Origin of the sequence: Streptomyces sp. NBC_01410 (genome assembly GCF_045040195.1) — a bacterium.
Classification (GTDB): Bacteria; Actinomycetota; Actinomycetes; order Streptomycetales; family Streptomycetaceae; genus Streptomyces.
In genome coordinates this window covers 2,620,192-2,644,869 of sequence record NZ_CP109530.1, presented here as the reverse complement: position 1 = coordinate 2,644,869, position 24,678 = coordinate 2,620,192, and the positions used below count along the sequence as shown (strand labels likewise).

The following is a 24,678-nucleotide window of genomic DNA, read 5'->3' as shown; positions in this document are numbered from 1 at the left end:
ACTACGCATTTCAACTGTCCCCATGAACAAGGAGATCACCATGGCACTTCTCGACCTGCAGACGATGGACGTCCCCGAGACCGACGGCGGCGGCCACGGCGGCGAGAGCAGCGTCAGCCTGCTGCTCTGTGACAAGCACAGCTCGCACAGCAACCTGCTCTGCCTCTGATCGACTGAGGATCGCGGCCCCGGGTGGCACCGCTCACCGGCCACCTGGGGCCGCATCTACCGCAGCGACGTAGGAGTCCTGCATGTTCCTCCGGGAGATCGTCCGGCGCGGCGCGCCGCGTGCCGTCCTCGTCCTGCTGCTGACCTGCGCCTCGGCCGCCGCCGGGCTCGCACTGCCCGCGGTGCTCGGCCACGCCCTCGACCTCCTGCTCGCCGGAACCGGAACCGGAGCCGGAGCCGGAACCGCAACCGCAACCGGAGCCGGGGCTCGCGCGGACGCCGGTCCATGGCTCGCCCTCTGCGCCGGTCTCACCGCCCTGTCCGTGCTGCTCGGCGCGGTCGACGGGCTCGTCACCGCAAGCGCCAACGCCCGTACCACCGCCTGGATACGGGCACGGGTCCTCGGGCATGTCCTCGCTGCCGGACCCGAGCAGCGCCTGTCCTCCGGTGAGGTAGTGGCCCGGCTCACGGGGAACGCCGCGCAGGCCGGAACCGTACCGACCGCGCTGGCCGCCGCGCTCGCCGCCGTACTCACGCCCGTGGGCGGCCTCGTCGCACTCGCCCTCACCGACGCGTGGACAGCACTCGTGGTCATCGCCGGAATGCCGCTGCTCGCCCTGCTGCTCAGGATGTTCATCCGGGCCTCCGGCGAGAGCAGCGCCCGCTATCTCACGGCCCAGGGCGAGATCGCGGGACTCCTGGCTGAAGCGGTACGAGGCATCCGCACGATCACCGCGGCCGGTGCGCAGGAGCGCGACGCGGCCCGCATTCTCGCGCCGCTGCCCGAACTGACCCGCCAGGGGCGGCTGATGTGGCGCATCCTGGGCAGCTCGACCGCCCGCGCCGCCGCTCTGCTGCCGCTGCTCCAGCTCACCGTGCTGGCCGTCGCCGGGCTACGCCTCGCGGACGGCGCTCTGAGCGTCGGCGGAATGCTGGCCGCCTGGCGGTACGGGGTGCTCGCCACCGGCACCGGCGTACTGGTGGGGCAGCTGAACGGCCTGGTGCGCGGCCGGACAGCCGCCGGACGGCTCGCGGAGATCCTCGAAGCCCCCGCGATGACGTACGGATCGCGTCAGCTCCCGCCCGGCAAGGGTGAGTTGCAGCTCAAGGGCGTAGCTCGGCGCGGGCTGCGCGGCATCGATCTGGTGGTTCCGGGCGGCTCGGTCACCGCCGTCGTGGGGCGCTCGGGCAGCGGCAAGTCCGCGCTGGCCGCCGTTGCCGGACGGCTGGCGGACCCCGACGCGGGCGCCGTCCTCATCGACGGCGTCCCGCTGACGTCGCTCTCCCGCGACGCGCTGCGCCGCGAGGTCGGCCATGCCTTCGCCCGTCCGGCGCTGCTCGGCAGAACCGTCGCGGGCACGATCGCCTTCGGCTCCCACCCGCCCGCGGGCGAGGCCGTGAGGGAGGCCGCGCGTGCCGCCTGTGCCGACGACTTCGTACGCCGTCTGCCCCTCGGCTACGACACGCCCTGCACCGCCGCGCCGCTGTCCGGTGGCGAAGCCCAACGCCTCGGCCTGGCACGGGCGTTCGCGCACAACGGGCGGCTGCTCATCCTGGACGACGCGACCTCCAGCCTGGACTCCGCCACCGAGCGCAAGGTGTCCCAGGCCCTGTTCGCGGGGGCCCGCCGGACCCGGCTGATCGTCGCCCACCGCGCCCCGACCGCCGCCCGCGCGGACCTCGTGGTGTGGCTGGACGAGGGGCGCGTCCGCGCGGTCGGCCCGCACGCCGAGCTCTGGCAACTGCCGGAGTACCGGGCGGTGTTCGATGAGTGAGCTCCGGCTCCTGCGCGCCCGGCCCTCCGTGCTCGTACGCCTCGCCGCCTGGTCCGCGCTGGAGGCCGGGCAGACCTTCCTCCTCGGCTACGCCCTCGCCCGCGCCGTCGACGGCGGCTTCCTTGCCCACGACCCCGTCCACGGTCTGCGCTGGCTGGCCGCCGCCGCGCTCGCCGTCGTCCTCGGGGCGTACGGCACCGGCAGGGTCCACCGGGTGGTCGCCGACCTCGTGGAGCCCGTGCGGGACGCACTCGTACGACGGGTGGTCGACCGGGCGCTGCGCGACGGGGACGACGCTGCCGTGTCCCGGCTGACCCACCAGGTGGAGATCGCCCGGGACACCTTCGCGGGCCTGGTCCTGGTCTCGCGCACCTTCGCTTTCACGGCCGCCGGAGCCCTGGCCGGACTGTTCTCGCTGGCGCCCGTACTGCTCCTGGTCGTCACGCCGCCCCTGCTCGCCGGGCTGACGCTCTTCGCGCTGACCCTGCGCCCGATGGCGCGCAGACAGGAGGCCTTTCTCGTCGCCGACGAGGCGATCGCCACCGAACTGGGCGCGCTGACCTCGGGGTTGAGGGACATCACCGCGGCCGGGGCGGAGGAGCGGGTGATCGCTGACGCCCGCGTACGGTTCGCCGACGAGTACCGGGCCGCCCGCGCGCTGGCGCGCTGGGGCACCCTGCGCGTTCTGGCCGTGGGCATCGGCGGCCGTCTGCCCGTCGTGCTGCTGCTGGTCACGGCTCCCTGGCTGCTCACACACGGGGTGAGTGCGGGTGCGCTGGTCGGCGCCCTCGCCTATCTCAGTCAGTCCCTCCTGCCCGCCCTTCAGGCGCTGATGCAGGGCCTCGGGACCTCGGGCGCGCGGCTCGCGGTCGTCCTGCGCCGGCTCACCGCCGAGGGGGAGCGGCAGCCGGGTGCGGTGTCCCCGGCGCGGGGAGCGGAGCAGGCGGTCCGGCTGCGCGGGGTGACCTTCGCCTACGGGCCGGGTGCCGCCCCCGTCGTCGAAGGGCTCGATCTGGACGTCCCGTACGGCGGGCACCTCGTCGTCGCCGGTCCGAGCGGCATTGGCAAGTCCACGCTTGCCGCGCTGATCGCCGGGGTGCTGCGGCCCGACCGCGGGGAGATCGCGCTCGGCGGCGAGCGGGTTCTCGTACCGCAGGAGGCGTACGTCTTCACCGCCACCGTGCGCGAGAACCTCGGCTACCTGTGCCCCGAGCCGCCCACCGCCGCCGCGCTTCTCGCCTCCTGCACGGCCGTCGGCGCGCTGGGGCTCGTCGAACGGCTCGGCGGGCTCGACGCGAAGCTCGACCCCGGAGCCCTGTCGGCCGGTGAGCGTCAGCTGCTCGCGCTCGCCCGCGCCCATGTGGCGCCCGCGCCCCTCGTCCTCCTCGACGAGGCGACCTGCCATCTCGACCCGGCGGCCGAGGCCCTGGCGGAGCGGGCGTTCGCCGCCCGCCCGGGCGGCACGCTCATCGTCGTCGCGCACCGGATCGGCTCGGCGCGGCGGGCCGGGTGCGTCCTGCTCATGGACGGTACGCACACGCAGTGCGGCACCCACGAGGAACTGCTCGCCCGCTCCTCCTTCTACCGCGAGCTGACCGGCTCCGAGCTCACCGGTTCCGAAGCCTCACACCCACCCCTCCCCCTGGGAGATCCTTATGGCGTCGACCCGGTTGCGCGCCCCCGTCTTGCGGGTGATGGCCGCCATGTAATTGCGCACCGTGCCGCTGGACAGATGGAGACTGCTCGCGATGTCGGCGATCGAGGCTCCCTCGGCCGCGAGTGACAGCACACTCAACTCCCGTCTCGTCAGCGGCATCTCGGCCGCCTTGAGAAAGCTGAAGCCCAGGGAGTGGTCGACGAAGCGCTCCCCCCGCGCCACCTGCCGGATCGCCGCGATCAGGCGCTCGGGAGTGCCCTCCTTGTCGACGTAGCCGATGGCGTGTGCCTCGACCGCGCGCCGGAGAGGACCTGGCCGGTTTGCGCTGGCGAGTACCAGCAGCCGGCCGCTCGCGGCTCCCTTGCGCCGCCCGCGCAGCTCACCGAGCGGCGCGATGCCGTACGAGTCCGCGCACTCCAGGTCGACGGCGCAGACGTCGGGCGCCAGCGAACGCGCGAGCCCCGGCGCGGTGCGCCACGGCGCATGGGAGACCTCCAGGTCCGGCTCATGGGCGAGCCTGTCCGCCAGCGCCGAGCGCAGCAGACCCTCGTCGTGCACGAGAAGTACCCGGATCACGTTTCGCCCCCTCAGCTCCAACCCACCGGTTTGCTCCGTGCAGCACGCGAACATTGTGGTCGGCGTTGCGCCGCGAGGAGCACGGAGATCCAGCCAAAGGGGTGGCAAGAGGGGCGCACAGGCCGGGAGTGAACGCCCGGCGTGCGCGACCGCGTGCGCCGGTCAGGCCTCTCTAGCGGGCGCGCCCCGGCGTAGCCGGCCTCGACGGTGCCGACGGAGTCGTCAGGTCGATCAGACGGCAGACGGTCTCGATGTCGATCTTCACCTGTGCGATCGACGCGCGCCCCGACAGCCAGGTGATCAGCGCGGAGTGCCAGGTGTGCTCGATCACGCGGACCGCGGACAGCTGCTCGGGCGTCGGGTTCTCCAGGCCCATGGCGTCGAGGATGATCGCCGTCGTCTGCCGGGAGACCGTGTCCACTTCGGGGCTCACGCTGCGGTCCGCGAAGGTCAGCGCCCGCACCATCGCGTCCGCGAGGTGCGGCTCGCGCTGCAGCGCGCGGAAGGCCCGCATCAGCGTCTCGGAGACGCGCTCCGCCGCGCTGTCACCGGCCGGGGGGCGTTTGCGCAGCGTCGTGTGCATGTGCTGGAGCTGGTCCTGCATGGTCGCGACCAGCAGATGGATCTTGGAGGGGAAGTAACGGTAGAGCGTGCCGAGCGCGACCCCGGCGGCCTCGGCGACCTCGCGCATCTGCACCGCGTCGAAGCCGCCGCGGCTGGCCAGCTGCGCGCTGGCGTGCAGGATGCGACGGCGGCGCGCCTCCTGGCGTTCTGTCAGGGGCGGCGACGCAGGCCCCGCCGACTTGGCTTCCGCTGTCATGTTTCCCGTTCCACGCACGAGTCCGGATCGCACAGCATGGCAGCGTGCCCGTCGTGGCGCGAATCACCTGATCCGGCTCTTACAGCGGCGCTACCTGCCGGTAGATTCGAAGCTCCTTGAGCGATCAAGTCTGAAACTTGTTCTAGATTAGCGTGAGCGGTTACGCTCCGGCGAAAACGCAGTGAGAAGGGGGCCGTGGGTGACCGCTGAGGCCATAGAGGCCGGCCCTCGTACGGGTCGGTCCGGCGGCGGTGACGAGCCGCTGCGCATCGCGCTCCTCACCTACAAGGGCAACCCCTTCTGCGGCGGCCAGGGCGTCTACGTACGCCACCTCTCGCGCGAACTCGCCCGCCTCGGTCACAGCGTCGAAGTGATCGGCGCCCAGCCCTATCCCGTACTCGACGAGGGTGTGCCGCTCACCGAGCTCGCCAGCCTCGATCTGTACCGCAGCCCGGACCCCTTCCGCACCCCGAAGCGCGGCGAGTACCGCGACTGGATCGACGCGCTCGAAGTCGCGACGATGTGGACCGGGGGCTTTCCCGAGCCGCTGACCTTCTCGCTGCGCGCGCGGCGTCATCTGGCCGCGCGGCGCGGCGAGTTCGACGTCGTCCACGACAACCAGACCCTGGGCTACGGGCTGCTCGGCGACCTCGGCGCTCCCCTGGTCACCACGATCCACCACCCCATCACCGTCGACCGGCAGCTGGAGATCGACGCCGCGGAGGGCTGGAAGCGGCGGGCCTCCGTACGGCGTTGGTACGGCTTCACGCGGATGCAGAAGCGGGTCGCGCGGCGGCTGCCGTCCGTACTGACCGTCTCCGGCTCCTCGCAGCAGGAGATCGTCGACCACCTCGGTGTACGGCCGGAGCGAGTCCGGGTCGTCCACATCGGGGCCGACACGGATCTCTGGTCGCCGAACCTCGCGGTCGCGGAGGTCCCCGGCCGGATCGTCACCACCTCCAGCGCGGACGTCCCGCTCAAGGGCCTCGTGCACCTGGTCGAAGCGCTCGCGAAGCTCCGTACGGAGAACCCGGCCGCGCACCTCGTCGTCGTCGGCAAGCGGGCCGAGGACGGGCCGGTCGCGCAGCTCATCGAGCGGTACGGGCTCCAGGACGCGGTCCGGTTCGTCAAGGGCATCACCGACGCGGAGCTCGTCGACCTCGTACGCGGCGCGCAGATCGCGTGTGTGCCGTCGCTGTACGAGGGCTTCTCGCTGCCCGCGGCCGAGGCGATGGCGACGGGGACGCCGCTGGTCGCCACGACCGGGGGAGCGATCCCGGAGGTCTCCGGGCCGGACGGGGAGACCTGCCTGGCCGTCCCGCCGGGCGACGCGGGCGCGCTCGCCGCGGCTCTGGGCCGGCTGCTGGGCGACCCCGAACTGCGCTCCCGGCTGGGGAGAGCGGGCCGGGAACGGGTGCTGGCGCGCTTCACCTGGGCGCGGGCGGCGCAGGGGACGGCGGAGCTGTACCGCGAGGCGATCGCGGTACGCGGCCGCGCGATACGGGGGGTTGCGCGGTGAGCTCTGCCCGCTCCGCGGCCACGTCTTTCGGCCGCTCCGCGGCCACATGTGTGAGCCGGAGGCCCACGGCGCGAGTCGGCGTCCGGCGCACCGGCGTCTTTGCCCGCTCCGCGGTCGGGTCTCTCGGCCGCTCCGCGGCCACAAATGTGGGCCACAGGCCCCCGGCCCGGACCTGCCCGGCCACGGCACCCGCCCGCACGGCCACAGCCACGGGCCGCAGGCCCCCGGCCCCGCCCCCCTCGGCCACCGCCACGGCAACTCGAACCACCCCCGACCGCGAAAGCAGGTCCACGTGCTGACCGTCGACTTCTCCCGCTTCCCGCTCGCCGCAGGCGACCGCGTGCTCGATCTCGGCTGTGGCGCCGGGCGGCACGCGTTCGAGTGCTACCGGCGCGGAGCTCAGGTCGTCGCCCTCGACCAGAACGCCGAGGAGATCCGCGAGGTCGCCAAGTGGTTCGCCGCGATGAAGGAGGCCGGTGAGGCCCCGGAGGGCGCCACCGCCACCGCCATGGAGGGCGACGCCCTCAACCTCCCCTTCCCCGACGAGTCCTTCGACGTCGTGATCATCTCCGAGGTCATGGAGCACATCCCCGACGACAAGGGCGTCCTCGCCGAGATGGTCCGGGTGCTGAAGCCCGGCGGACGGATCGCCGTCACCGTGCCCCGCTACGGGCCCGAGAAGATCTGCTGGGCGCTCAGCGACGCGTACCACGAGGTCGAGGGCGGCCACATCCGCATCTACAAGGCCGACGAGCTGCTCGGCAAGATGAAGGAAGCCGGACTGAAGCCGTACGGCACGCACCACGCGCACGCGCTGCACTCGCCGTACTGGTGGCTCAAGTGCGCGTTCGGCGTCGACAACGACAAGGCGCTGCCGGTCCGCGCGTACCACAAGCTGCTGGTCTGGGACATCATGAAGAAGCCCCTGGTCACCCGGCTCGCGGAGCAGGCGCTCAACCCGGTCGTCGGCAAGAGCTTCGTGGCGTACGCGACCAAGCCGCACCTGCCTGCGGTGGCTGCCAAGTGACAACTCCCGGGCGTACGGAACACCTTGTCCTGCCCGGAGTGCTCACCGCCGAGCAGGCCGCCGAGACGGTCGCGGGCATACGCGCGATGCAGCGCGAGGACGGTGCGATCCCGTGGTTCAGGGGGCATCACCTCGACCCGTGGGACCACACCGAGGCGGCCATGGCGCTGGACGCGGCCGGTGAGCACGAGGCGGCGGCCCGTGCGTACGAGTGGCTGCTGCGGCACCAGAACCCCGACGGGTCCTGGTACGCGGCCTACCACGACGGCGAGGCCGGCCGGCCCACCGACCGCGGCCGCGAGAGCAACTTCTGCGCGTACATCGCCGTCGGCGTCTGGCACCACTATCTGGCCACCGGGGACGAGGTGTTCCTCGACCGGATGTGGCCCGCCGTGTTCGCGGCGATCGAGTTCGTGCTGGAGCTGCAGCAGCCGGGCGGCCAGATCGGCTGGAAACGCGAGGCGGACGGTACACCGGTCAACGACGCGCTGCTGACGGGCAGTTCGTCAGTCCACCAGGCGCTGCGGTGCGCGCTGGCGATCGCCGAGGAGCGCGAGGAGCCGCAGCCGGACTGGGAGTTGGCGGCGGGCGCGCTCGCGCACGCGATCCGCAAGCACCCCGAGCGCTTCCTCGACAAGAGCCACTACTCCATGGACTGGTACTACCCGGTCCTCGGGGGCGCGCTGACCGGCGCGGAGGCCAAGTCCCGTATCGAGGAGTCGTGGGACGACTTCGTCGTGCCGGGCCTCGGTGTGCGGTGTGTGCTGCCCAACCCGTGGGTGACAGGCGGCGAGAGCTGCGAACTCGCACTGGCGCTGTGGGTGATGGGGGAGTCCGACCGGGCGCTGGAGATCCTGCAGTCCGTGCAGCATCTGCGGACCGAGGACGGGATGTACTGGACGGGTTACGTCTTCGAGGAGAACCGCGCGGTGTGGCCGGAGGAGGTCACGTCGTGGACGGCGGGGGCGCTGCTGCTGGCGGTTGCGGCGCTGGGGGGCGACGAGGCGACGGTGGCGGTGTTCAGCGGGGAGCGGTTGCCGGTGGGGCTGACGCCGGACTGCTGCTAGCGGTGCGGGGTGCGGTGGCCGTAGCCGGGGGCTCCGCCCCGGACCCCGCTCCTCAAACGCCGGAGGGGCTGAATTATTCAGCCCGTCCGGCGTTTGAGGACATGCGGCCGAAGGTCGCATACGGGTCTGGGGCGAAGCCCCAGTTCGGGAAGGGGCGGGGTGGGGAACAAGCCCCGCGCAGCGGCACCCCGCTACCTCCGCAGACGCCCCGCCACCGCGTGGCCCACGAACAGGTACACCACCGCCGCCAAGCCGTACCCGGCCACCACCCTCGCCCACGCCTCGTCGAACGTGAACAGGTCGTAGGACCAGCCGGCCAGCCAGCGGGCCACGTCCTGGATGAAGCTCACCAGGTCGTTGGCGCGGTTGGCGTCCAGTAGGTACATCAGGATCCAGAGGCCGAGGATGACGGCCATGACATCGGCCACGATGGTGATGACCTTCGCGGCCTGCAGCGTTCCGTTCCGACGACTAAGGCTCATACACATCGGGTTGCCGCTTGGGAGCCTGTGAAACCTCAGTTGAGCTCGGCCAGCACACGCAGGGTGTGCGGGTCCGGCGCGGTCACCAGCAGATCCGTCACCGCGCCCTTGCGCCACAATTCCAGCCGTTCCGCGATCCGGCCGCGCGGTCCCACGAGGGAGATCTCGTCGGCGAAGGCGTCGGGCACCGCCATCACCGCCTCCTCGCGGCGGCCTTCGGCGAAGAGCTGCTGGATGTGCCGGGCCTCCGACTCGTATCCCATGCGCGCCATCAGGTCGGCGTGGAAGTTACGGGCCGCGTGGCCCATGCCGCCGATGTAGAAGCCGAGCATCGCCTTGACCGGCAGCAGCCCTTCGGCGACGTCGTCGCAGACCTTGGCGCGGGCCATGGGGGCGATCAGGAAGCCCTCCGGAAGGCCGGTGAGCGAGGCCTCGTACACGTCCGTCCGCAGCGGGGACCAGTACAGCGGGAGCCAGCCGTCGGCGATGCGCGTCGTCTGGGCGATGTTCTTCGGGCCCTCGGCGCCGAGCAGCAGCGGCAGCGAGGCGCGCAGGGGATGCGTGATCGGCTTGAGGGCTTTGCCGATGCCGGTGGCGTCGTCGCCGCGGTACGGGTGGGAGTGGTAGCGGCCCGCCAGTTCAACGGGGGCCTCGCGCCGAAGGACTTGGCGGATCACGTCGACGTATTCGCGGGTCGCCGTCAGCGGGCTCTTGGGGAACGGGCGCCCGTACCAGCCCTCCACGACCTGCGGGCCCGACAGCCCGAGCCCGAGCATCATCCGGCCGCCGGAGAGATGGTCGAGGGTGAGCGCGTGCATGGCGGTGGCCGTCGGCGTGCGGGCGGCCATCTGCGCGACCGCCGTGCCGAGGCGGATCCGGGATGTGTGCGCGGCGATCCAGGTGAGCGGGGTGAAGGCGTCGGAGCCCCAGGCCTCGGCCGTCCACACGGAGTCGTAGCCGAGGCGTTCGGCCTCGCGCGCGAGCTCCAGGTGGGCGGGGTCGGGGCCGCGGCCCCAGTAGCCGAGTGCGAGCCCGAGTCGCATGGCGCGATCCCTTCTGACGGTATGTCAGGTCGGGCCAGACTGTACGACAACGGCCCCCCGCCCGGAAGGGCGAAGGGCCGTGCTCGGTCGGGGCGCGGGATCAGCCGCGCTGGATACCGCTCGTGTCCTGCAGGACACCCCGGCGGCCGTCCTGCGTCTGGGCCACCAGGCCCGGACCGCGCTGCTCGACAGCGAGGTACCACGTGCCGGGCGCGAGCTCGGCGATCGGGGTCGGCGAACCGTCCTCGCCGAACAGCGGACGGGCCACCGGCACCGCGAACCAGAACGGCGTGAAGTCGGCCGGAGCACCGGCCTGCTGCGGCGCGGCCGGAGCCGGCTGCTGCTGACCCGGCTGCGGCTGGGCGCCGTAGGGCTGGGGCTGACCCGGCTGAGCGCCGTAGGGCTGCGGCTGGCCGCCGCCCGGGTAGCCGTAACCGGCTCCGGCGACGCCCGGCTGCGCGCCGTACGGGGTCGCCGGGGGCTTCGGGGCGCCCATGAGCGGCGCCTTGAAGGCCGGGACGATCAGCGAGCAGACCGCGCCCGCCGCGAGCGCGAGCGCCGCGATGAAGCCGAGGATGAGGCCGGTGCCCGAGTCGATGCCGCTGTCGCCGAGGTCCAGCGAGCCCGCCGGGTCGAAGATCGCGCCGAGCGCGCTCCACGCCGTGAAGAGCGTCAGGGCGACACCGAGCTGGCCGAGGTCGAGGCCGATGACCTTCGGCGGCTGCGGCAGCGCACGGGAGGTGACGATCAGTGCCGCGCCGATGATGCCCGCCAAGTAGACACCCAGGAGCAGGGAACCGTTGTCCCAGGCGGTCGGCACGTCGTCGCAGTTGGAACCGGAGCAGTCGAACGTGTCGAGGAACGAGGCGATGAACAGCAACACCGCTGCTCCGATCACCACGCCATCGCCTCGAGTGAGGGAGCGGATGTTCACGTAAAAGTCCTTCGTCGGTCGTCTCATCGGGGCGGTCGTCGCTGCCGCCGGTGCGGCGGTGTGCACGGCGCGGAGCTCGGGGTGGCTCCCCATCGTAGAGGTGAATGTATCGTCTGCCCGATCCGGCCGTCTGCCGGGTATCGCAGTTACCCCTGGAGGTAGCCGGCGATGCCGTCCGCCATTCCCTGGGCGGCCAGTTGGCGCCACGCCGAGTCTTTCAGCAGGGCGGCGTCCTGTGGGTCACGCATATTGCCGCATTCGATGAATACCTTGGGCACGGTGGACAGATTGAGGCCGCCCAGATCCTTGCGCACGTCCAACCCGGTGCCGTCGCCCACGTAGTTGGAGGGCGCGCTGCCGGTCGCGCGTACGAACCGTCCGGCGATCCTTGTCCCCAGTTCACGCGAGGGGCCGACGATGTTCGTCGTGTCTGCGGCACCCGCTTTGACCAGGGCGGGAAGGATGACATGGAAGCCGCGGTCGCCGACGGACGCGCCGTCCGCGTGGACGGAGATGACGGCATCGGCCTCGGCCTTGTTGCCGATCCGGGCGCGCTCGTCGACGCAGGGACCGAACGCCCGGTTGTTGTCGTGGGTGAATTGAACCGTTGCGCCCTGCTTTTCCAGCAGTCTGCGAAGACGTTGTGAAACATCGCGGGTGAATTCGGCCTCGGTGTAACCGTCGGCGGTGGCCGTGCCCGTGGTGTCGCATTCCTTGCGATTGGTTCCGATGTCCACGAGCTTGTTGATCTCGCTCGTGTGCTGGAAATTGCCGGAGTTGTGCCCGGGGTCGACGACCACGACCTTCCCGGCCAGCGGCCCCGTCCCGCCCTTCTCTCCGTCCGAAGACTTCGAGGGCGACTTCGAGGGAGAGGCGGGGGTGCGGCTCGGGGAGGTCGCCGGGCCGCCCGGCTTGCCCGCCGTGGCCTGCCCGCTCGGCAGCGGCAGCACCTTCGGCGGCTCGTTGTCCTCCGGGCCGCTCATCGTCTGCCACACCAGCCACCCCGCCAGTGCGGTCGGCACCAGCGCGGCGATCGCGATGGTGAGATTGCCCCGCCCGATACGGCGCGGCCGGGCAGCGGGAGGCTGGTTCTCGTCGTACGACACCCTGGCGATGCTAGCTGGGCCGCTCAGATCCCCGGCCCGCTGCGACGCAGGACGCGCAGCGAGTCCGTCACCGAGACCTCGGTGAACGCCCCGGACGCGAGTGCCCGCAGGTACACGCGGTACGGCGCCTGGCCCGTCCACTCGTCGACCGGGTCGGGGAAGACGTCGTGGATCACCAGCAGTCCGCCCTCGGCGACATGCGGCGCCCAGCCTTCGTAGTCCGCGGCCGCGTGCTCGTCGGTGTGCCCGCCGTCGATGAAGACCAGTCCCAGTGGCGTACCCCACACCTTCGCGACCTGCGGGGACCGGCCCACGACCGCGATGACGTGGTCCTCCAGACCGGCCCTGTGCAGGGTGCGACGGAAGGTGGGAAGCGTGTCCATCCGGCCGATCTCGGGGTCCACGGTCTCCGCGTCGTGGTAGTCCCAGCCCGGCTGCTGCTCCTCGCTGCCCCGGTGGTGGTCGACCGTGACGGCCGTCGTACCCGCCTCACGGGCGGCGTCGGCGAGCAGGATCGTCGAGCGCCCGCAGTACGTGCCCACCTCAAGCAGCGGCAGGCCAAGACCGCCCGCCTCGGCGGCGGCGGCATACAGGGCGAGCCCTTCCCGTACCGGCATGAAGCCCTTGGCGGCCTCGAAGGCGGCGAGGGTCTCCGGCTTGGGCGCGGCGGCCATGGTTCCTCCTGGTCGTACGGGGTGTCCGGCCGCCCATCGTGCCTCACGCGTCGCACTCGAACCACATCGTCTTGCCGCCGGGCATCGGCATCACGCCCCAGCGGTCGGTCACCGCCTCGACGAGCAGCAGCCCGCGCCCGCCCTCGTCGAGGTCGCCTCCGCATTCGGGGCGTACCGGGCGGGGGCAGTGCGGGTGATTGTCCGCGACCTCGACCCGCAGCCCGTCGGGCCGCCGCAGGATGAGCAGCGTGCACCGCCTGCCGGGCACGTGCCGCACCACGTTGGCGACCAGCTCGGTCAGCGCCAGCTCGGCGGCGTCGGTCAGCCCGGGCATCTCCCAGCGGGTCAGGAAGGTCCGCAGGATGCGCCGCAGATGCCGCGCGGAGTGAGTGCCCACCGTGAAGCCCATGCGGTAGCAGCCTTCAATCGTCCCTGGTGGGCAGTCAGTTACGTGATTCATGTCACCAGAGTGGAGTGGCGCGCTTACGCTCGGCTATGACCGGAAACGTACGCCGCGAGGCGTTTGCTTGGGGGTGACCGCCGCGTGGTCAACATCCGCGACCTGGATCCCAGCGCATCACCGCTGGACTACTACGGCTCCGAACTGCGCCGCCTGAGAGAGGACGCCGGGCTGAAGCAGGGCGAGCTGGGCGTCAGCGTCTTCTGCACGGCCTCGCTGGTCGGCCAGATCGAGACGGCGAGGAAGGTGCCGACGCGGGACTTCTCGGAGCGCGTGGACGCGGCGCTGGGGACGGGCGGGGTGTTCTCACGGCTGGTGGGGCTGGTGCTGCGGAGCCAGCTGCCGAGCTGGTTCCAGGCGTACGCCGAGATGGAGGCGCGGGCGGCGTACATCTCGTCATTTCAGGCGCAGTTGGTGGATGGCCTGCTGCAAACCGAGGCGTACGCGCGGGCAGTGCTCGGCGTCAGGAACGAGGAGAACCTTGATGCGAAGGTGGCCGCCCGAATGGAGCGTCAGCGCATCCTGGAGCGCGAGAACCCGCCACTGAGCTGGGTGGTCCTGAGCGAGGCCGTCCTGCACCAGGAGATCGGCGGTCGGGACGTCATGCGGAACCAACTCGCCCACTTGTTGGGCCTTCAGGGGCGGGAGTGGGTGCAGGTGCAGATCCTGCCCTTCGCGGCCGGGGCTCATGCGGGGCTGCCGGGCTCGTTCACTGTCCTGCGGTTCGAGGACGACCCGGATCTCGTCTACAGCGAGGACTTTGTCCAGGGCCACATGACGGCCAATCCGCAAGCTCTCAGGGAAGGTTCGCTCCGTTACGATCACTTGCAGGCCGCCGCGCTCTCCGTGGAGGATTCGGCGGCACTGATCGCCCGCGTAATGGAGGAGCGTTATGGCCACGAACCAGGATCTGACGGGCGCGCGGTGGCGTAAGTCGTCGTACAGCTCCGACACCGGCGGCCAGTGCATCGAGTGCGCGCCGCTCGGTGCGACCGCCTGGCGCAAGTCGACGTACAGCGGCGACACCGGTGGCCAGTGCATCGAGGTCGCCGCCCAGCCCTGCCGTATCGCCGTCCGCGACTCCAAGAACCCCGACGGCCCCGCCTTCGCCGTCACTCCCGCCGCCTTCGCGGCCTTCGTCACGGCCGCCGCCGCCGAGGGCGGTCTCTGACTGCTGCAAGCGAGTCGGCCGGTGGAGCCGAGGTCCATGATTCCTCTCTCCGCTCCACCGGCTCGTCGGACGGCGTCGTCACGCCGTTCTCTATGCGGGACGCTTTCGACTCGCTCCAGCCGGCACGGGCCGCGAAGGCCCGTGCGGTCCTGAAGCCGCCTGCCTTACGGATCTCTCGAAGCCGACCGCCCAGGGCTTGCCGGGCGTCCTGGACGGCTGAAGAAGGCGACGATGCCACAGCTCTACTTCGGTGTCGTGCGCTCAGGCGGGCCGGTATTCCGCGTGGGGGACCGCGCGTTCCCACACGGCTTCGAAGGCACTCGCGCACAGCTTGAGAACCGTCGGGTCCGTCGTGAGCTCCATCCAGTCAGGGGCCGTCTCACCGTCCCCAGTGAAGTGGAGGACCAAGACTGTCTGATTGTCGAACACCCAGAAGTCATTGCCGGGGAAGGCAATGTCCGTTGCCCGGCGGCGCGGCAGCCAGCGGATCTGCTCGCCTGCCTCCACGTTGGCATCCGAGACGTAGTGCTCGAACCGGATGTAGTCCGACTCCGGGACCGAGAAGACCCGGGCCCGGCGAATGGCGACCCCACGCTCGGTGGCATCGCGTACCCACTTGAGCTACTGCTCGAAGTCGGCGTCATCACCGACCGGATCTGTCAGAGTCCCCCTCTGCCAGGCGATGAACGCCGGGTCCGAGGCCATGTACCCGTCGCGCATCTCCAGGTGCACGGCCGACTGCTGGGCTGACGCCAGCAGATCCTCAAAGGTCGGTGCCTTCGTCACGTCGCATCTCCAAGAAGAACTGGACCATCCGCCGGGGGATCTCGACGACGGTCTCGTGGCCGGGGATGTCATCGAGCTGCTTCAGGCGGTCCTCGTCCTCGATCCGCCATCCCTGGACGACATACGTGTCCTTCTCGTCGTCCAGGTAGATCGTGGGGGATCCGCCGGACTTGCTCTCCGGGTCCTTGCCAAGCTTGTGCAGAGCCATGGTGTCCGCCGCGGGATCCGCTGCACCATCCCGGACAAGGCCGACCAGGCGCGCAACTGCCAGAAGCTCGGCTCCCGTGGCGGCCGGCCGCCGTATTTCGACCCGCACGACTACCGCGAGCGCCACGCGGTCGAATGCCGTATCAATCGGCTCAAGCGCCACCGCGCGGTGGCCACGAGATACGACAAGCTCGCCGTCCGCTACGAGGCGACCGTGCTGGTCGCAGTCCTCAACGAGTGGCTGTGACCAGCAGACAGCCTTCTGGTGCTCACCAATCCCGGGTGGCGATCAGTTCCTCTACGTCCGCATCCGTGAATCCGTAGGACGACGCAACAAACCAGAAGTCCTCGGCAATCTCCTCGCGCGCTACCGTCTCGATCTCACTTCCGGCCGCCTCGAACTCCGCCTCCAGCAGGTTGAACTCCTCCGTCGCGGCCTGGGTGAGCACATACAGGCCTGCCAGATCCGACGGCTGCTCAGCCTCAATCCGCTCGCACAGCCGAATCAGGATCGCCTTGCCCTTGTCAACGACGTGACCGGGGAAGTACGTGTCTGCGTACAGCGGCTGCAGAAACGCACGCCCCGCTACCTGCTGGTTTGTGATCGGCATAGCGTCCCAACCCCGTAGAAGAACTGACGCGCCGATCTTGCACCAGACCACTGACAAAGCGCTGTCACCCATGCCCGCCCAGATGGGCGCAACCAGCACTTTCGCAACAGGTCTCAGGTCGACACCTGCATCTGACCTTCCGTCAGAATGGAACGTGTTCTAGTCTGCCCGCATGGGCATCGGAATCACGCAGGAGCAGCTCGCGTTGGCCGAGTCGGTGCGCGGCTGGCTTGCCCGCGCCGTGCCGCCCGAGGCCGTGCGGAAGCTGCTCGACGCGCCCGGGGACGGGACCGGGCGGCCCGGGTACTGGGACGGTGCCGCCGAGCAGGGCATCCTCGGCCCGCATCTCGCCGAGGAGCACCGCGGTGGGGGCGGGACGGTGCTCGACCTCGCCGTCGTCCTGGAGGAGACGGGCCGGGCCGCGCTGCCGGGGCCGTATCTGCCCAGCGCGCTCGCGTCCGCCGTGCTGGCCCGCGCGGGCCGGGGCGATCTGGCGGGCGCACTCGCGGGCGGGGAGCGCATCGGGGCCGTCGCGCTCGGCCCCGGGACGCTCACCGCCACCGAGACGCCGGAGGGCTACCGGCTCGACGGCACCGCGCCGCCCGTGCTCGGCGGCGGGCAGGCGGATCTGCTCGTACTCGACACCGGGACCGCGTGGCTCGCGGTGGACGCGGACCAGTTCACCGTCCGAGTGCACGAGAGCGCCGACCCGACCCGGCCCACCGCCGAGGTCACCGCGCACGGCGTGACCGTACCGCCGGACCGCGTACTGGACATCGACACCGGTCTCGTACGGGACCTCGCCTGCGTGCTGTACGCGGCAGAGGCGTGCGGCACCGCCGCCTGGGCGCTGCACACCGCGGCCGAATACGCCAAGGTGCGCGAGCAGTTCGGGCGGCCCATCGGGCAGTTCCAGGCGGTCAAGCATCTGTGCGCCGACATGCTCGTACGCGTCGAGCAGGCCCGCGCGCTGACGTGGGACGCGGCCCGCGCGGTGGACGAGGCCGAAGACGTGCGGGGACTCGCGGCCGCGCTGGCGGCGAGTGTCGCGCTCGACGCCGCGTACTCCTGCGCCAAGGACTGCATCCAGGTGCTCGGCGGGATCGGCTTCACCTGGGAGCACGACGCGCACCTGTATCTGCGCCGGGCCCTTGTCGCGCGCCAGTTGCTCGGACCCGGCGACAGCCATCGGCTGCGGGCGGTCCGGCTCGCGGCGGGCGGGGCGCGGCGGGAGCTGCGGCTGGAACTGCCCGCGGAGGCGGCGAGCCACCGGGGACCGGCCCGGGCGGCGGCCGCGAGCGTACGAGGGCTCGACCCCGCCGCCGTACGCAGGGAACTCGCACCCACCGGGTACGCCGCACCGCATCTGCCGGAGCCGTACGGACTTGGCGCGGGAGCGGTCCAGCAGCTCGTCGTGCAGGAGGAGTTGCGGGCCGCCGGGGTGCGAGTGAGCGATCTCGGGATCGCGACCTGGGTGGTGCCTTCGCTCATCGCGTACGGGACGCCCGCGCAGCGGGAGCGCTTCCTCGGGCCGACGCTGCGTGGCGATCTGCGCTGGTGCCAGCTGTTCTCCGAGCCGGGCGCCGGATCGGACCTGGCGAGTCTGCGGACCCGGGCAGAGAAGACCCCGGACGGCTGGCTCGTCAGCGGCCAGAAGGTGTGGACGAGCTCCGCCCAGCGGGCCGACTACGGCATCCTGCTCGCCCGTACCGACCCCGAAGCCCCCAAGCACAAGGGACTCACCTACTTCGTCGTCGACATGAAGCGGACGGACGGCATCGACATCCGCCCGCTGAAGGAGATCACCGGCGACTCCCTCTTCAACGAGGTCTACTTCGATGCTGCGCTGCTGCCGGACGACGCGGTGGTGGGGAAGATCGGCGAGGGCTGGAAGGTCGCCCGCAACACCCTCGGCAATGAACGTGTCCACATGGCCGACCAGATCGCCTTCGACACGGGCCTTGAGGCACTTCTCGCGCGGGCGTCCGGCCTGGACGGCGCGGACCGCGTGCGGATCGGGGCGCTGGCGGCCGAGGCGCACGCTCTCGCCTGTATCGGGCTGCGGACCACGATGCGGCAGGTGTCCGGGCTCGAACCGGGCGCGGGCGCGTCCGTACGCAAACTCGTCCAGACCGTGCACCAGCAGAAGACCGCCGAGCTCGGACTCGAACTGCTCGGGCCCGAGGGCGCGTTGAACGAAGGCGCGGGCGCGCGAGCCGTGCACGGCTTTCTCATGTCGCGCTGCCTCACCATCGCGGGCGGCACCACGCAGGTACAGCTCAATGTCGTCGCCGAGCGCATCCTCGGCCTGCCCAGGGACTGAGAGGGAAGACCATGAAGGCGTACATCGTCGGGGTCGGGACGACGAAGTTCGAGAAGCCCGAGTCGAGGGACTGGCAGTACTGGGACATGGCGAAGGAGGCGGGGACAGGCGCGCTCGCCGACGCGGGGATCTCGTACGACCTCGTCGAGCAGGTGCCCGTCGGATACTGCTTCCAGGCGTCGACGGCGGGCCAGCGGGCCGCGTACGAACTCGGGCTGACCGGTGTGCCCGTCTACAACGTCAACAACAACTGCGCGACCGGGTCGACTGCGCTGATGTTGGCGCGGCAGTTCGTCGAGGGCGGCATCAGCGACTGCGTACTGGCGCTCGGCTTCGAGAAGATGGCGCGCGGGGCGCTGGGGGCGGGTGCGGACGGCGGGGCCCGCGGCGGAGCCGCTCATGTCGGGGGCGCCACGTCACCCGTCGCGCGTCATTACGGGGTCATGGCGGCCGCGCACGGCTTCGAGATGTCCCCGCCCACCGCCCAGATCTTCGGCAACGCCGCCCGCGAGCACATGGAGCGGTACGGCACGACCGAGGCGCAGCTCGCCGCCGTCGGCGCCAAGAACCACCGGCATTCGGCGAACAATCCGGAGGCCCAGTTCCAGGACGTCTACTCGGTGGACGAGATCCTCGCCGCGAAGACGATCCACCGGCCGCTGACCAAGCTCCAGTGCTCGCCCACCTCGGACGGCGCGGCCGCGGCCGTGGTCGTCTCCGAGCGTTTCGTCGTCCGGCACGGGCTGCTCGACAAGGCCGTGGAGATCGCCGCCCAGGCCATGACCACCGACACCGAGGAGTCCTTCGCCTCCGGCTCCTGCATCGACGTCGTCGGCAAGCCGATGTCGCGGCAGGCCGCACGGAGCGTGTACGAGAAGTCAGGGCTGGGCATCGAGGACATCGACGTCATCGAGCTGCACGACTGCTTCTCCATCAACGAGCTGCTGACGTATGAGGCGCTCGGCATGTGCGAGGACGGCGAGTCCGGCAAGCTCGTGGAGAGCGGCGCGACGACGTACGGCGGCCGGTGGGTGGTCAACCCGTCGGGCGGCCTGATCTCCAAGGGCCATCCGCTCGGCGCGACCGGTCTGGCCCAGGCGGCCGAACTGGTCCGGCAGTTGAGGGGAGAAGCGGGGCGGCGGCAGGTGGCGGGGGCGCGGGTGGGGCTCGCGCACAACATCGGGCTCGGCGGCGCGGCGGTGGTGACGCTGCTCCGGAATTAGCAACTCACCGTTCCCGCCGCGCCGCGATGCGTCTCGCGGTGACCCGGGAGACTTGCCCTGTGCGGGAAAGGGCCGGGCAGGGAAGCCGGCCGGTGTCAGGTACGGGTGGCGGCGGCTGCGTAGGACCCACTGCGCAGCTCGTCCAGAAGGGTGGGCTCGACCGGCTTCCAGCCGAGCACCTGCTCGGCGCGGGAGGGATCCATCGTCGAGGAGCGGGCGAGTACCCCAGCAATCCTCAAGGTCATCGGCACCCAGCGGATGGACGCGCCCACCTGAGCCCCGGGGGGTGCAGTGGCGCGGATCGGCCGGCAAGTCCTAGTCGGCCAGGACAGCGTCAAGCATCCGGCGGGCCACCGCCGTGAGTTCCGCCAGGTCGGGCGCGGGCCGGGTGCGGGCCATCGCGCCGGCGAGGCGGTCGAAGAGCAGGCCGTCCATCCAGGCGACCAGCAGCTCGGCGGCCTCCGGGGGCCGGGCGGCGCCCAGCGCCGCGAGAACGGCGGCCGCACCGGCGCGGGCCGTCAGGCCCGCACGGTGGAGAGCCGACGCCAACTCCGGCGTGCGCGCAGCCTCAAGGCTGAGCTCGTAGCGGGCGAGCTGGCGCTCGCGGCCCGTGGTCAGCCAGCGGTGCAGCAGTGCCCCGAGCGAGGCCGCGGCCTTCTCCCGCGAGACCGGCTGCCTCAACTCGATGTCGTCCAGGTCCAGTTCCGCGATGCGCGCATAGCAAGCGCCAATCAGCGCCGTACGCGTGCGGAAGTAGTACGACGTGCTGCCCGCGGGCAGCCCCGCCGAGGTGTCGATCGCGCGGTGCGTGAGCCCCCGCAGGCCGGCCGCGGCCACGGTGGCGATCGCGGTGTCCGCGATGAGGGTGCGGCGGTCAGGGCTGGACATGCCCTCACTCTACAGTTGTAGAGTGAGGGCTCTACAGGTGTAGAGGATGCCTGGACCGAACGGAAGAGGTGTTCCATGCCGAAACGTCACGCGGTGGTGGTCGGGGCCGGAATAGGCGGCCTCACGGCCGCCATCGCACTGCACCGCCGCGGCTGGCACGTCACCGTCTGCGAACGCGCCCCCGAACCCCCCACCACCGGCGCCGGCATCGGCCTCGCCCCCAACGCCCTGCGCGCACTCGAGACCATCGACGTCGACGCCGCCCACGCCGCCGGCAGCGCCGTACCCACAACGATGGGCCTGCGCCGCTCCGACGGCCAGTGGCTCACCCGGGCCGACACCGCCGACATGGCAGCCCGCTACGGCATGCCCCCGATCGCCGTCCCGCGCCCGGCCCTTGCCGCGGCCCTGACCGCCGCCCTGCCGCCGGAGGCCCTCCGCTACGGCACCGCCGTGACCGCCGTCGACGACGCCGCGGGCCGCCCGACCATCCGTACGGAAGTCGGCCCGGACCTTCCCGCCGATCTGGTCGTCGCCGCCGACGGCATCCACAGCCCGCTGCGCCGCGCGTACTTCCCTGCCCACCCCGGCCTGCAGTACATCGGCGAGACCGCCTGGCGGACCATCGTGGACGCCCCGGACCTCCGGATACCGGCCATGAGCGAGACCTGGGGGCGGGGCGAGCGGTTCGGCGTCACCCCGCTCACCGACGGCCGGTTCTACCTCTACGCCACGGCGGTCGTCCCGGCCGGCACCCGGTCGGCCGACCCCCGCGCCGAACTCCGGCACCGCTTCGGCTCGTGGCACGACCCGATTCCGGCCCTGCTGGACCGCGTCGGGCGACTCGACCCCGCCGACGTCCTCCAGAACGACCTCTACGACTTGGCTGCCCCGCTCCCCGCGCTGCACCACGGCCGGATCGCCTGGCTGGGCGACGCCGCCCATGCCATGGCCCCCAACCTCGGCCAGGGCGGCTGCCAGGCCATCGAGGACGCGGTGCTCCTCGCGCACCTGCTTCCCGCCGGAGACGGCGGAGACAGCACAGAATCCGTCCCGGCCGCCCTCGCCGCGTACACCGCCGCCCGCCGCGACCGCACCGACGCCGTGCGCGTCCGCGCCCGCCGGGTCGGCCGCCTGGGCGCCCTCCGTAACCCGCTCGCGGTGGCGGCCCGCGACCTCGCGGTCCGTGCCACCCCTGCCCGCCTGGCCCTGCGCGGCATGGACGACCTGTTCAACGGCTTCCGCCTCCCCGGGTAGCAGGGACCCGCCAGTTTCTTGCGTCGTCGTCAGACGGTCACCGGGGGCACTGTCGGCGGACAGGTTCGGCCGTTGTGAAGCCAGTAAGCGACAAGTCGCGGCGGGCGCGGTCCTGGCGTACTGGAATGGCCCGATTCACGGTAGGCGGCACGTCTGGGGCGGACATGGGTGACTTTGTTGGACCGGCATCGGCTCGGTCCGCGGATGCGGCGGTCCGGAAGCAGTGTCTGTGTGGTGTCGCGGCTCACGAAGGCGGGCCGGGAGCCGCTGAGGAGCGGTTTCGGGGGTTGTTGGAGGCGGCGCCGGACGCGATGGTGATTGTGGATGACACGGGCATCATCAAGCTTGTGAATGCCCAGACCGAGGCTCTTTTCGGTTATCAGCGTGGGGAGTTGCTGGGTCGCCCTGTTGAGTTGTTGGTTCCTGGCCGGTTTCGGGCTCATCATGCGGGTCATCGTGATGGCTATGCGAATAATCGGCAGGTGCGGCCCATGGGTGCGGGGTTGGAGTTGCATGGGTTGCGTAAGGACGGTACTGAGTTCCCGGTCGAGATCAGTTTGAGTCCGCTGGAGACTGCTGACGGTCTTTTGGTGTCTGCTGCCGTTCGGGATGTCAGTGACCGTAAGGCTGCTGAGGAGCGGTTTCGGGGGTTGTTGGAGGCGGCGCCGGACGCGATGGTGATTGTGGATGACACGGGCATCATCAAGCTTGTGAATGCCCAGACCGAGGCTCTTTTCGGTTATCAGCGTGGGGAGTTGCTGGGGCATCCTGTTGAGTTGTTGGTTCCTGGCCGGTTTCGGGCTCATCATGCGGGTCATCGTGATGGCTATGCGAATAATCGGCAGGTGCGGCCCATGGGTGCGGGGTTGGAGTTGCATGGGTTGCGTAAGGACGGTACTGAGTTCCCGGTCGAGATCAGTTTGAGTCCGCTGGAGACTGCTGACGGTCTTTTGGTGTCTGCTGCCGTTCGGGATGTCAGTGACCGTAAGGCTGCTGAGGAGCGGTTTCGGGGGTTGTTGGAGGCGGCGCCGGACGCGATGGTGATTGTGGATGACACGGGCATCATCAAGCTTGTGAATGCCCAGACCGAGGCTCTTTTCGGTTATCAGCGTGGGGAGTTGCTGGGTCGCCCTGTTGAGTTGTTGGTTCCTGGCCGGTTTCGGGCTCATCATGCGGGTCATCGTGATGGCTATGCGAATAATCGGCAGGTGCGGCCCATGGGTGCGGGGTTGGAGTTGCATGGGTTGCGTAAGGACGGTACCGAGTTCCCCGTCGAGATCAGTCTCAGTCCGCTGGAGACCACCGACGGCCTTCTGGTGTCCGCCGCCGTCCGTGACGTCAGTGACCGCAAAGCCGCCGAGGAACGCATCAACGAACTCGCCGCGCTCGTCGAGTCCTCCCAGGACGCGATCCTCGCCAAGACCCTCGACGGCCACATCACCTACTGGAACGCCGCCGCCCAGCGGCTGTACGGGTACACCCGGGCCGAGGCCATGGGCCGGCGCGTGTCCATCCTCGCCCCACCCGAACGCCGGGACGAGATCAACGTACTCATGGACCGGCTGCGCAATGGTGAGAAAGTCGAGCACTTCGAGACCCTGCGCCTCACCCGCTCCGGCGGCCTGCTGGACGTCGACGTCACCCTCTGGCCCACCCGCGCCGCGAACGGCACAGTCACCGGCGCGTGCGCCATCGTCCGCGACATCAGCGACCGCAAGCAGGCCGAGGCGGAACTGACCGTCCTCTACGAGCAGCAGCGACACATCGCCCTCACCCTCCAGCGCAGCCTGATGGGCACCCCGCCCGCCATCCCCGGCCTCGCCACCGCCAGCCGCTACCGGCCCGCCACCCAAGGCGCCGGGGTCGGCGGCGACTGGTTCGACCTCATCCCACTCGGGGCCGGCCGGGTAGGCGTCCTGATCGGCGACGTGATGGGCCGCGGCCTGGAAGCCGCCGCCGTCATGGGGCAGTTGCGCTCCGCCGCGCACGCCCTGGCCAAGACCGGCATGCAACCCCGCCAGCTCATGCAGGCCCTGGACACCTGCGTCGCCGACCTGGACGTCCCCGACCAGTTGGTCACCTGCTGCTATCTGGTCATCGCCGCCGACGCGGGCGAGGTCACGATCTGTTCGGCCGGCCATCTGCCCACCCTGGTCGCCACCCCCGGCGACGGCGCCCGGGCGCTCGCGGCGCCCGTGAACGCGCCCCTCGGCGTCGGCGACGTCCTTTACCAGCAGTCGAGCGCCGTCATACCGCCCGGCGCCACCCTCGTGCTCTATACGGACGGCCTGATCGAAACCCCGGGCAGCGACATCGAGGACCAGCTCGACCAGCTCACCAACACCCTGAGCGACCTCTTCGCCACCCCTCCCGAGCTGGAGGCCGCCGCCGATCACATCCTGGCCACCCTGCTGCCTGACGTCGAGGGCCACAACGACGACGTCACGCTGCTGCTGACACGGCTGCCCGACGCGCCCCTGGCCGCCGTCACCACCGACCTGCCCGCCATCCCCGACTCGGTGCCCGAGGGCCGCGCCTTCCTCGGCAAGGCACTCTCCTCCTGGGACTGCACCGGGGCCGCGGACGAGGCACTGCTCCTGCTCTCCGAGATCCTGACCAACGCCGTCCAGCACGCGCAGGGACCCATCGGCCTGCACCTGCGCCGCACCGCCACCGATCTAACCGTCGAGGTCAGCGACCACAGCCCCCATCTGCCCCAGCCCCGGCTCGCGGCAGAGGACGAGGAGTCCGGGAGGGGACTGATCCTCGTCCGGGCCCTCGCCGACAGCTGGGGAGTGCGTCCCACCGACGAGGGCAAGACCACCTGGTTCACCCTTGGGCTGCAAGAGAAGACGACACGCTGAGACGCCCTCGAACGGCGGACGGGCGGAATACTGGGCGGGC

The 24,678-nt window shown here is 71.0% G+C and carries 25 protein-coding genes and 2 pseudogenes; 13 read left to right on the top strand and 14 right to left on the bottom strand.

The genetic code is table 11. The annotated features are described in order from the left end of the window. The first annotated feature begins 22 nt into the window (after positions 1-22). From OG741_RS12195 to OG741_RS12185, 3 genes and pseudogenes are all read left to right on the top strand, one after another. Positions 23-169, top strand: a complete 147-nt coding sequence (locus tag OG741_RS12195) for a SapB/AmfS family lanthipeptide (protein WP_405596907.1) — start codon at positions 23-25, stop codon at positions 167-169. An 82-nt stretch (positions 170-251) separates the two neighbouring features. Beyond that, complete coding sequence (locus OG741_RS12190; protein WP_405596906.1) at positions 252-1,943, top strand: ABC transporter ATP-binding protein; 1,692 nt, start codon at positions 252-254, stop codon at positions 1,941-1,943. Beyond that, a pseudogene (locus OG741_RS12185) lies at positions 1,936-3,282 on the top strand (ATP-binding cassette domain-containing protein); the annotation flags it as partial. The gene OG741_RS12190 and the pseudogene OG741_RS12185, both read left to right, overlap by 8 nt. Before the next feature lie 285 nt (positions 3,283-3,567). Here OG741_RS12185 and OG741_RS12180 read toward each other — a convergent pair. Then, on the bottom strand, positions 3,568-4,176 hold the full coding sequence (locus OG741_RS12180) for a LuxR C-terminal-related transcriptional regulator (protein WP_405596904.1): 609 nt from the start codon (positions 4,174-4,176) through the stop codon (positions 3,568-3,570). Between the two features lie 172 nt (positions 4,177-4,348). Continuing rightward, positions 4,349-4,996, bottom strand: coding sequence for a TetR family transcriptional regulator (locus tag OG741_RS12175; RefSeq protein WP_405596903.1), 648 nt, complete (start codon positions 4,994-4,996; stop codon positions 4,349-4,351). 199 nt (positions 4,997-5,195) lie between these two features. On the opposite strand from OG741_RS12175, the gene OG741_RS12170 reads away from it, so the two are divergent. From OG741_RS12170 to OG741_RS12160, 3 genes are all read left to right on the top strand, one after another. Continuing rightward, the gene (locus tag OG741_RS12170) at positions 5,196-6,515 is read left to right on the top strand and encodes a glycosyltransferase family 4 protein (protein WP_405596902.1); all 1,320 of its coding nucleotides are present in this window, start codon (positions 5,196-5,198) and stop codon (positions 6,513-6,515) included. A gap of 292 nt (positions 6,516-6,807) precedes the next feature. Next, positions 6,808-7,542 carry a class I SAM-dependent methyltransferase gene (locus tag OG741_RS12165; protein ID WP_405596901.1) on the top strand — a complete coding sequence of 245 codons (735 nt, stop codon included), beginning with the start codon at positions 6,808-6,810 and terminating at the stop codon, positions 7,540-7,542. Further along, positions 7,539-8,609, top strand: coding sequence for a prenyltransferase/squalene oxidase repeat-containing protein (locus OG741_RS12160; RefSeq protein ID WP_405596900.1), 1,071 nt, complete (start codon positions 7,539-7,541; stop codon positions 8,607-8,609). The genes OG741_RS12165 and OG741_RS12160 overlap by 4 nt, the downstream gene beginning before the upstream one ends. Before the next feature lie 191 nt (positions 8,610-8,800). Here OG741_RS12160 and OG741_RS12155 read toward each other — a convergent pair whose 3' ends face one another. The 6 genes from OG741_RS12155 to OG741_RS12130 all read right to left on the bottom strand — a co-directional run bounded on the left by OG741_RS12155 (position 8,801) and on the right by OG741_RS12130 (position 13,308). After that, positions 8,801-9,091, bottom strand: a complete 291-nt coding sequence (locus tag OG741_RS12155) for a hypothetical protein (RefSeq protein ID WP_405596898.1) — start codon at positions 9,089-9,091, stop codon at positions 8,801-8,803. Between the two features lie 35 nt (positions 9,092-9,126). After that, positions 9,127-10,134, bottom strand: coding sequence for an LLM class F420-dependent oxidoreductase (locus tag OG741_RS12150; RefSeq protein ID WP_405596896.1), 1,008 nt, complete (start codon positions 10,132-10,134; stop codon positions 9,127-9,129). Between the two features lie 100 nt (positions 10,135-10,234). Further along, positions 10,235-11,068, bottom strand: coding sequence for a hypothetical protein (locus OG741_RS12145; RefSeq protein ID WP_266476982.1), 834 nt, complete (start codon positions 11,066-11,068; stop codon positions 10,235-10,237). Between the two features lie 146 nt (positions 11,069-11,214). Beyond that, positions 11,215-12,174 (bottom strand): N-acetylmuramoyl-L-alanine amidase, encoded by a 960-nt coding sequence (locus OG741_RS12140; protein WP_405596895.1) that lies wholly within the window; start codon positions 12,172-12,174, stop codon positions 11,215-11,217. Between the two features lie 23 nt (positions 12,175-12,197). After that, positions 12,198-12,848, bottom strand: a complete 651-nt coding sequence (locus OG741_RS12135; RefSeq protein ID WP_405596893.1) for a class I SAM-dependent methyltransferase — start codon at positions 12,846-12,848, stop codon at positions 12,198-12,200. Between the two features lie 43 nt (positions 12,849-12,891). Beyond that, complete coding sequence (locus OG741_RS12130) at positions 12,892-13,308, bottom strand: ATP-binding protein (RefSeq protein WP_405596891.1); 417 nt, start codon at positions 13,306-13,308, stop codon at positions 12,892-12,894. Positions 13,309-13,392: 84 nt separating this feature from the next. Here OG741_RS12130 and OG741_RS12125 point away from each other — a divergent pair, with 84 nt between their 5' ends. Both OG741_RS12125 and OG741_RS12120 read left to right on the top strand, forming a co-directional pair. Continuing rightward, positions 13,393-14,241 carry a Scr1 family TA system antitoxin-like transcriptional regulator gene (locus tag OG741_RS12125; protein WP_405596889.1) on the top strand — a complete coding sequence of 283 codons (849 nt, stop codon included), beginning with the start codon at positions 13,393-13,395 and terminating at the stop codon, positions 14,239-14,241. Next, positions 14,201-14,479 (top strand): DUF397 domain-containing protein, encoded by a 279-nt coding sequence (locus tag OG741_RS12120; RefSeq protein WP_405596888.1) that lies wholly within the window; start codon positions 14,201-14,203, stop codon positions 14,477-14,479. The genes OG741_RS12125 and OG741_RS12120 overlap by 41 nt, the downstream gene beginning before the upstream one ends. On the opposite strand, the gene OG741_RS12115 is transcribed toward OG741_RS12120, so the two are convergent. The 3 genes and pseudogenes from OG741_RS12115 to OG741_RS12105 all read right to left on the bottom strand — a co-directional run bounded on the left by OG741_RS12115 (position 14,448) and on the right by OG741_RS12105 (position 15,473). Continuing rightward, positions 14,448-14,717 (bottom strand): helix-turn-helix domain-containing protein, encoded by a 270-nt coding sequence (locus tag OG741_RS12115; RefSeq protein ID WP_405596886.1) that lies wholly within the window; start codon positions 14,715-14,717, stop codon positions 14,448-14,450. The two genes, OG741_RS12120 and OG741_RS12115, sit on opposite strands and share 32 nt — an antisense overlap. A 23-nt stretch (positions 14,718-14,740) precedes the next feature. Continuing rightward, a pseudogene (locus tag OG741_RS12110) lies at positions 14,741-15,265 on the bottom strand (DUF6879 family protein). Beyond that, on the bottom strand, positions 15,243-15,473 hold the full coding sequence (locus OG741_RS12105) for a hypothetical protein (protein ID WP_405596884.1): 231 nt from the start codon (positions 15,471-15,473) through the stop codon (positions 15,243-15,245). The pseudogene OG741_RS12110 and the gene OG741_RS12105 overlap by 23 nt, the downstream one beginning before the upstream one ends. On the opposite strand from OG741_RS12105, the gene OG741_RS12100 reads away from it, so the two are divergent. After that, the gene (locus OG741_RS12100; RefSeq protein ID WP_405596883.1) at positions 15,462-15,719 is read left to right on the top strand and encodes a hypothetical protein; all 258 of its coding nucleotides are present in this window, start codon (positions 15,462-15,464) and stop codon (positions 15,717-15,719) included. The two genes, OG741_RS12105 and OG741_RS12100, sit on opposite strands and share 12 nt — an antisense overlap. Before the next feature lie 22 nt (positions 15,720-15,741). Here the strand turns inward: OG741_RS12100 and OG741_RS12095 are convergent, their stop codons facing one another. After that, on the bottom strand, positions 15,742-16,083 hold the full coding sequence (locus OG741_RS12095; RefSeq protein WP_405596882.1) for a DUF5713 family protein: 342 nt from the start codon (positions 16,081-16,083) through the stop codon (positions 15,742-15,744). Between the two features lie 172 nt (positions 16,084-16,255). On the opposite strand from OG741_RS12095, the gene OG741_RS12090 reads away from it, so the two are divergent. Together OG741_RS12090 and OG741_RS12085 are read left to right on the top strand one after the other, a co-directional pair. Continuing rightward, the gene (locus OG741_RS12090) at positions 16,256-18,406 is read left to right on the top strand and encodes an acyl-CoA dehydrogenase (RefSeq protein ID WP_405596880.1); all 2,151 of its coding nucleotides are present in this window, start codon (positions 16,256-16,258) and stop codon (positions 18,404-18,406) included. A gap of 11 nt (positions 18,407-18,417) precedes the next feature. Continuing rightward, complete coding sequence (locus OG741_RS12085) at positions 18,418-19,629, top strand: lipid-transfer protein (protein ID WP_405596878.1); 1,212 nt, start codon at positions 18,418-18,420, stop codon at positions 19,627-19,629. A 95-nt stretch (positions 19,630-19,724) separates the two neighbouring features. Here the strand turns inward: OG741_RS12085 and OG741_RS12080 are convergent, their stop codons facing one another. Continuing rightward, complete coding sequence (locus OG741_RS12080) at positions 19,725-19,874, bottom strand: hypothetical protein (RefSeq protein WP_405596876.1); 150 nt, start codon at positions 19,872-19,874, stop codon at positions 19,725-19,727. Between the two features lie 70 nt (positions 19,875-19,944). Continuing rightward, on the bottom strand, positions 19,945-20,517 hold the full coding sequence (locus tag OG741_RS12075; protein WP_405596875.1) for a TetR/AcrR family transcriptional regulator: 573 nt from the start codon (positions 20,515-20,517) through the stop codon (positions 19,945-19,947). 75 nt (positions 20,518-20,592) lie between these two features. Between OG741_RS12075 and OG741_RS12070 the strand changes: the two genes are divergently transcribed. Together OG741_RS12070 and OG741_RS12065 are read left to right on the top strand one after the other, a co-directional pair. Next, on the top strand, positions 20,593-21,774 hold the full coding sequence (locus OG741_RS12070; RefSeq protein ID WP_405596873.1) for an FAD-dependent oxidoreductase: 1,182 nt from the start codon (positions 20,593-20,595) through the stop codon (positions 21,772-21,774). Positions 21,775-21,938: 164 nt separating this feature from the next. Next, the gene (locus tag OG741_RS12065) at positions 21,939-24,638 is read left to right on the top strand and encodes a PAS domain S-box protein (protein ID WP_405596872.1); all 2,700 of its coding nucleotides are present in this window, start codon (positions 21,939-21,941) and stop codon (positions 24,636-24,638) included. Positions 24,639-24,678: the final 40 nt, after the last annotated feature.

Excerpts from the sequence above, each read along its gene's own strand:
- OG741_RS12155 (WP_405596898.1), bottom strand. The coding sequence starts at position 9,091 with ATGAGCCTTAGTCGTCGGAACGGAACGCTGCAGGCCGCGAAGGTCATC.
- OG741_RS12065 (WP_405596872.1), top strand. The coding sequence starts at position 21,939 with ATGGGTGACTTTGTTGGACCGGCATCGGCTCGGTCCGCGGATGCGGCG.
- OG741_RS12130 (WP_405596891.1), bottom strand. The coding sequence starts at position 13,308 with ATGAATCACGTAACTGACTGCCCACCAGGGACGATTGAAGGCTGCTAC.
- OG741_RS12150 (WP_405596896.1), bottom strand. The coding sequence starts at position 10,134 with ATGCGACTCGGGCTCGCACTCGGCTACTGGGGCCGCGGCCCCGACCCC.
- OG741_RS12190 (WP_405596906.1), top strand. The coding sequence starts at position 252 with ATGTTCCTCCGGGAGATCGTCCGGCGCGGCGCGCCGCGTGCCGTCCTC.
- OG741_RS12075 (WP_405596875.1), bottom strand. The coding sequence starts at position 20,517 with ATGTCCAGCCCTGACCGCCGCACCCTCATCGCGGACACCGCGATCGCC.
- OG741_RS12120 (WP_405596888.1), top strand. The coding sequence starts at position 14,201 with ATGGCCACGAACCAGGATCTGACGGGCGCGCGGTGGCGTAAGTCGTCG.
- OG741_RS12090 (WP_405596880.1), top strand. The coding sequence starts at position 16,256 with ATGGGCATCGGAATCACGCAGGAGCAGCTCGCGTTGGCCGAGTCGGTG.
- OG741_RS12195 (WP_405596907.1), top strand. The coding sequence starts at position 23 with ATGAACAAGGAGATCACCATGGCACTTCTCGACCTGCAGACGATGGAC.
- OG741_RS12070 (WP_405596873.1), top strand. The coding sequence starts at position 20,593 with ATGCCGAAACGTCACGCGGTGGTGGTCGGGGCCGGAATAGGCGGCCTC.
- OG741_RS12095 (WP_405596882.1), bottom strand. The coding sequence starts at position 16,083 with ATGCCGATCACAAACCAGCAGGTAGCGGGGCGTGCGTTTCTGCAGCCG.
- OG741_RS12105 (WP_405596884.1), bottom strand. The coding sequence starts at position 15,473 with ATGGCTCTGCACAAGCTTGGCAAGGACCCGGAGAGCAAGTCCGGCGGA.
- OG741_RS12080 (WP_405596876.1), bottom strand. The coding sequence starts at position 19,874 with ATGACCTTGAGGATTGCTGGGGTACTCGCCCGCTCCTCGACGATGGAT.
- OG741_RS12085 (WP_405596878.1), top strand. The coding sequence starts at position 18,418 with ATGAAGGCGTACATCGTCGGGGTCGGGACGACGAAGTTCGAGAAGCCC.
- OG741_RS12135 (WP_405596893.1), bottom strand. The coding sequence starts at position 12,848 with ATGGCCGCCGCGCCCAAGCCGGAGACCCTCGCCGCCTTCGAGGCCGCC.
- OG741_RS12175 (WP_405596903.1), bottom strand. The coding sequence starts at position 4,996 with ATGACAGCGGAAGCCAAGTCGGCGGGGCCTGCGTCGCCGCCCCTGACA.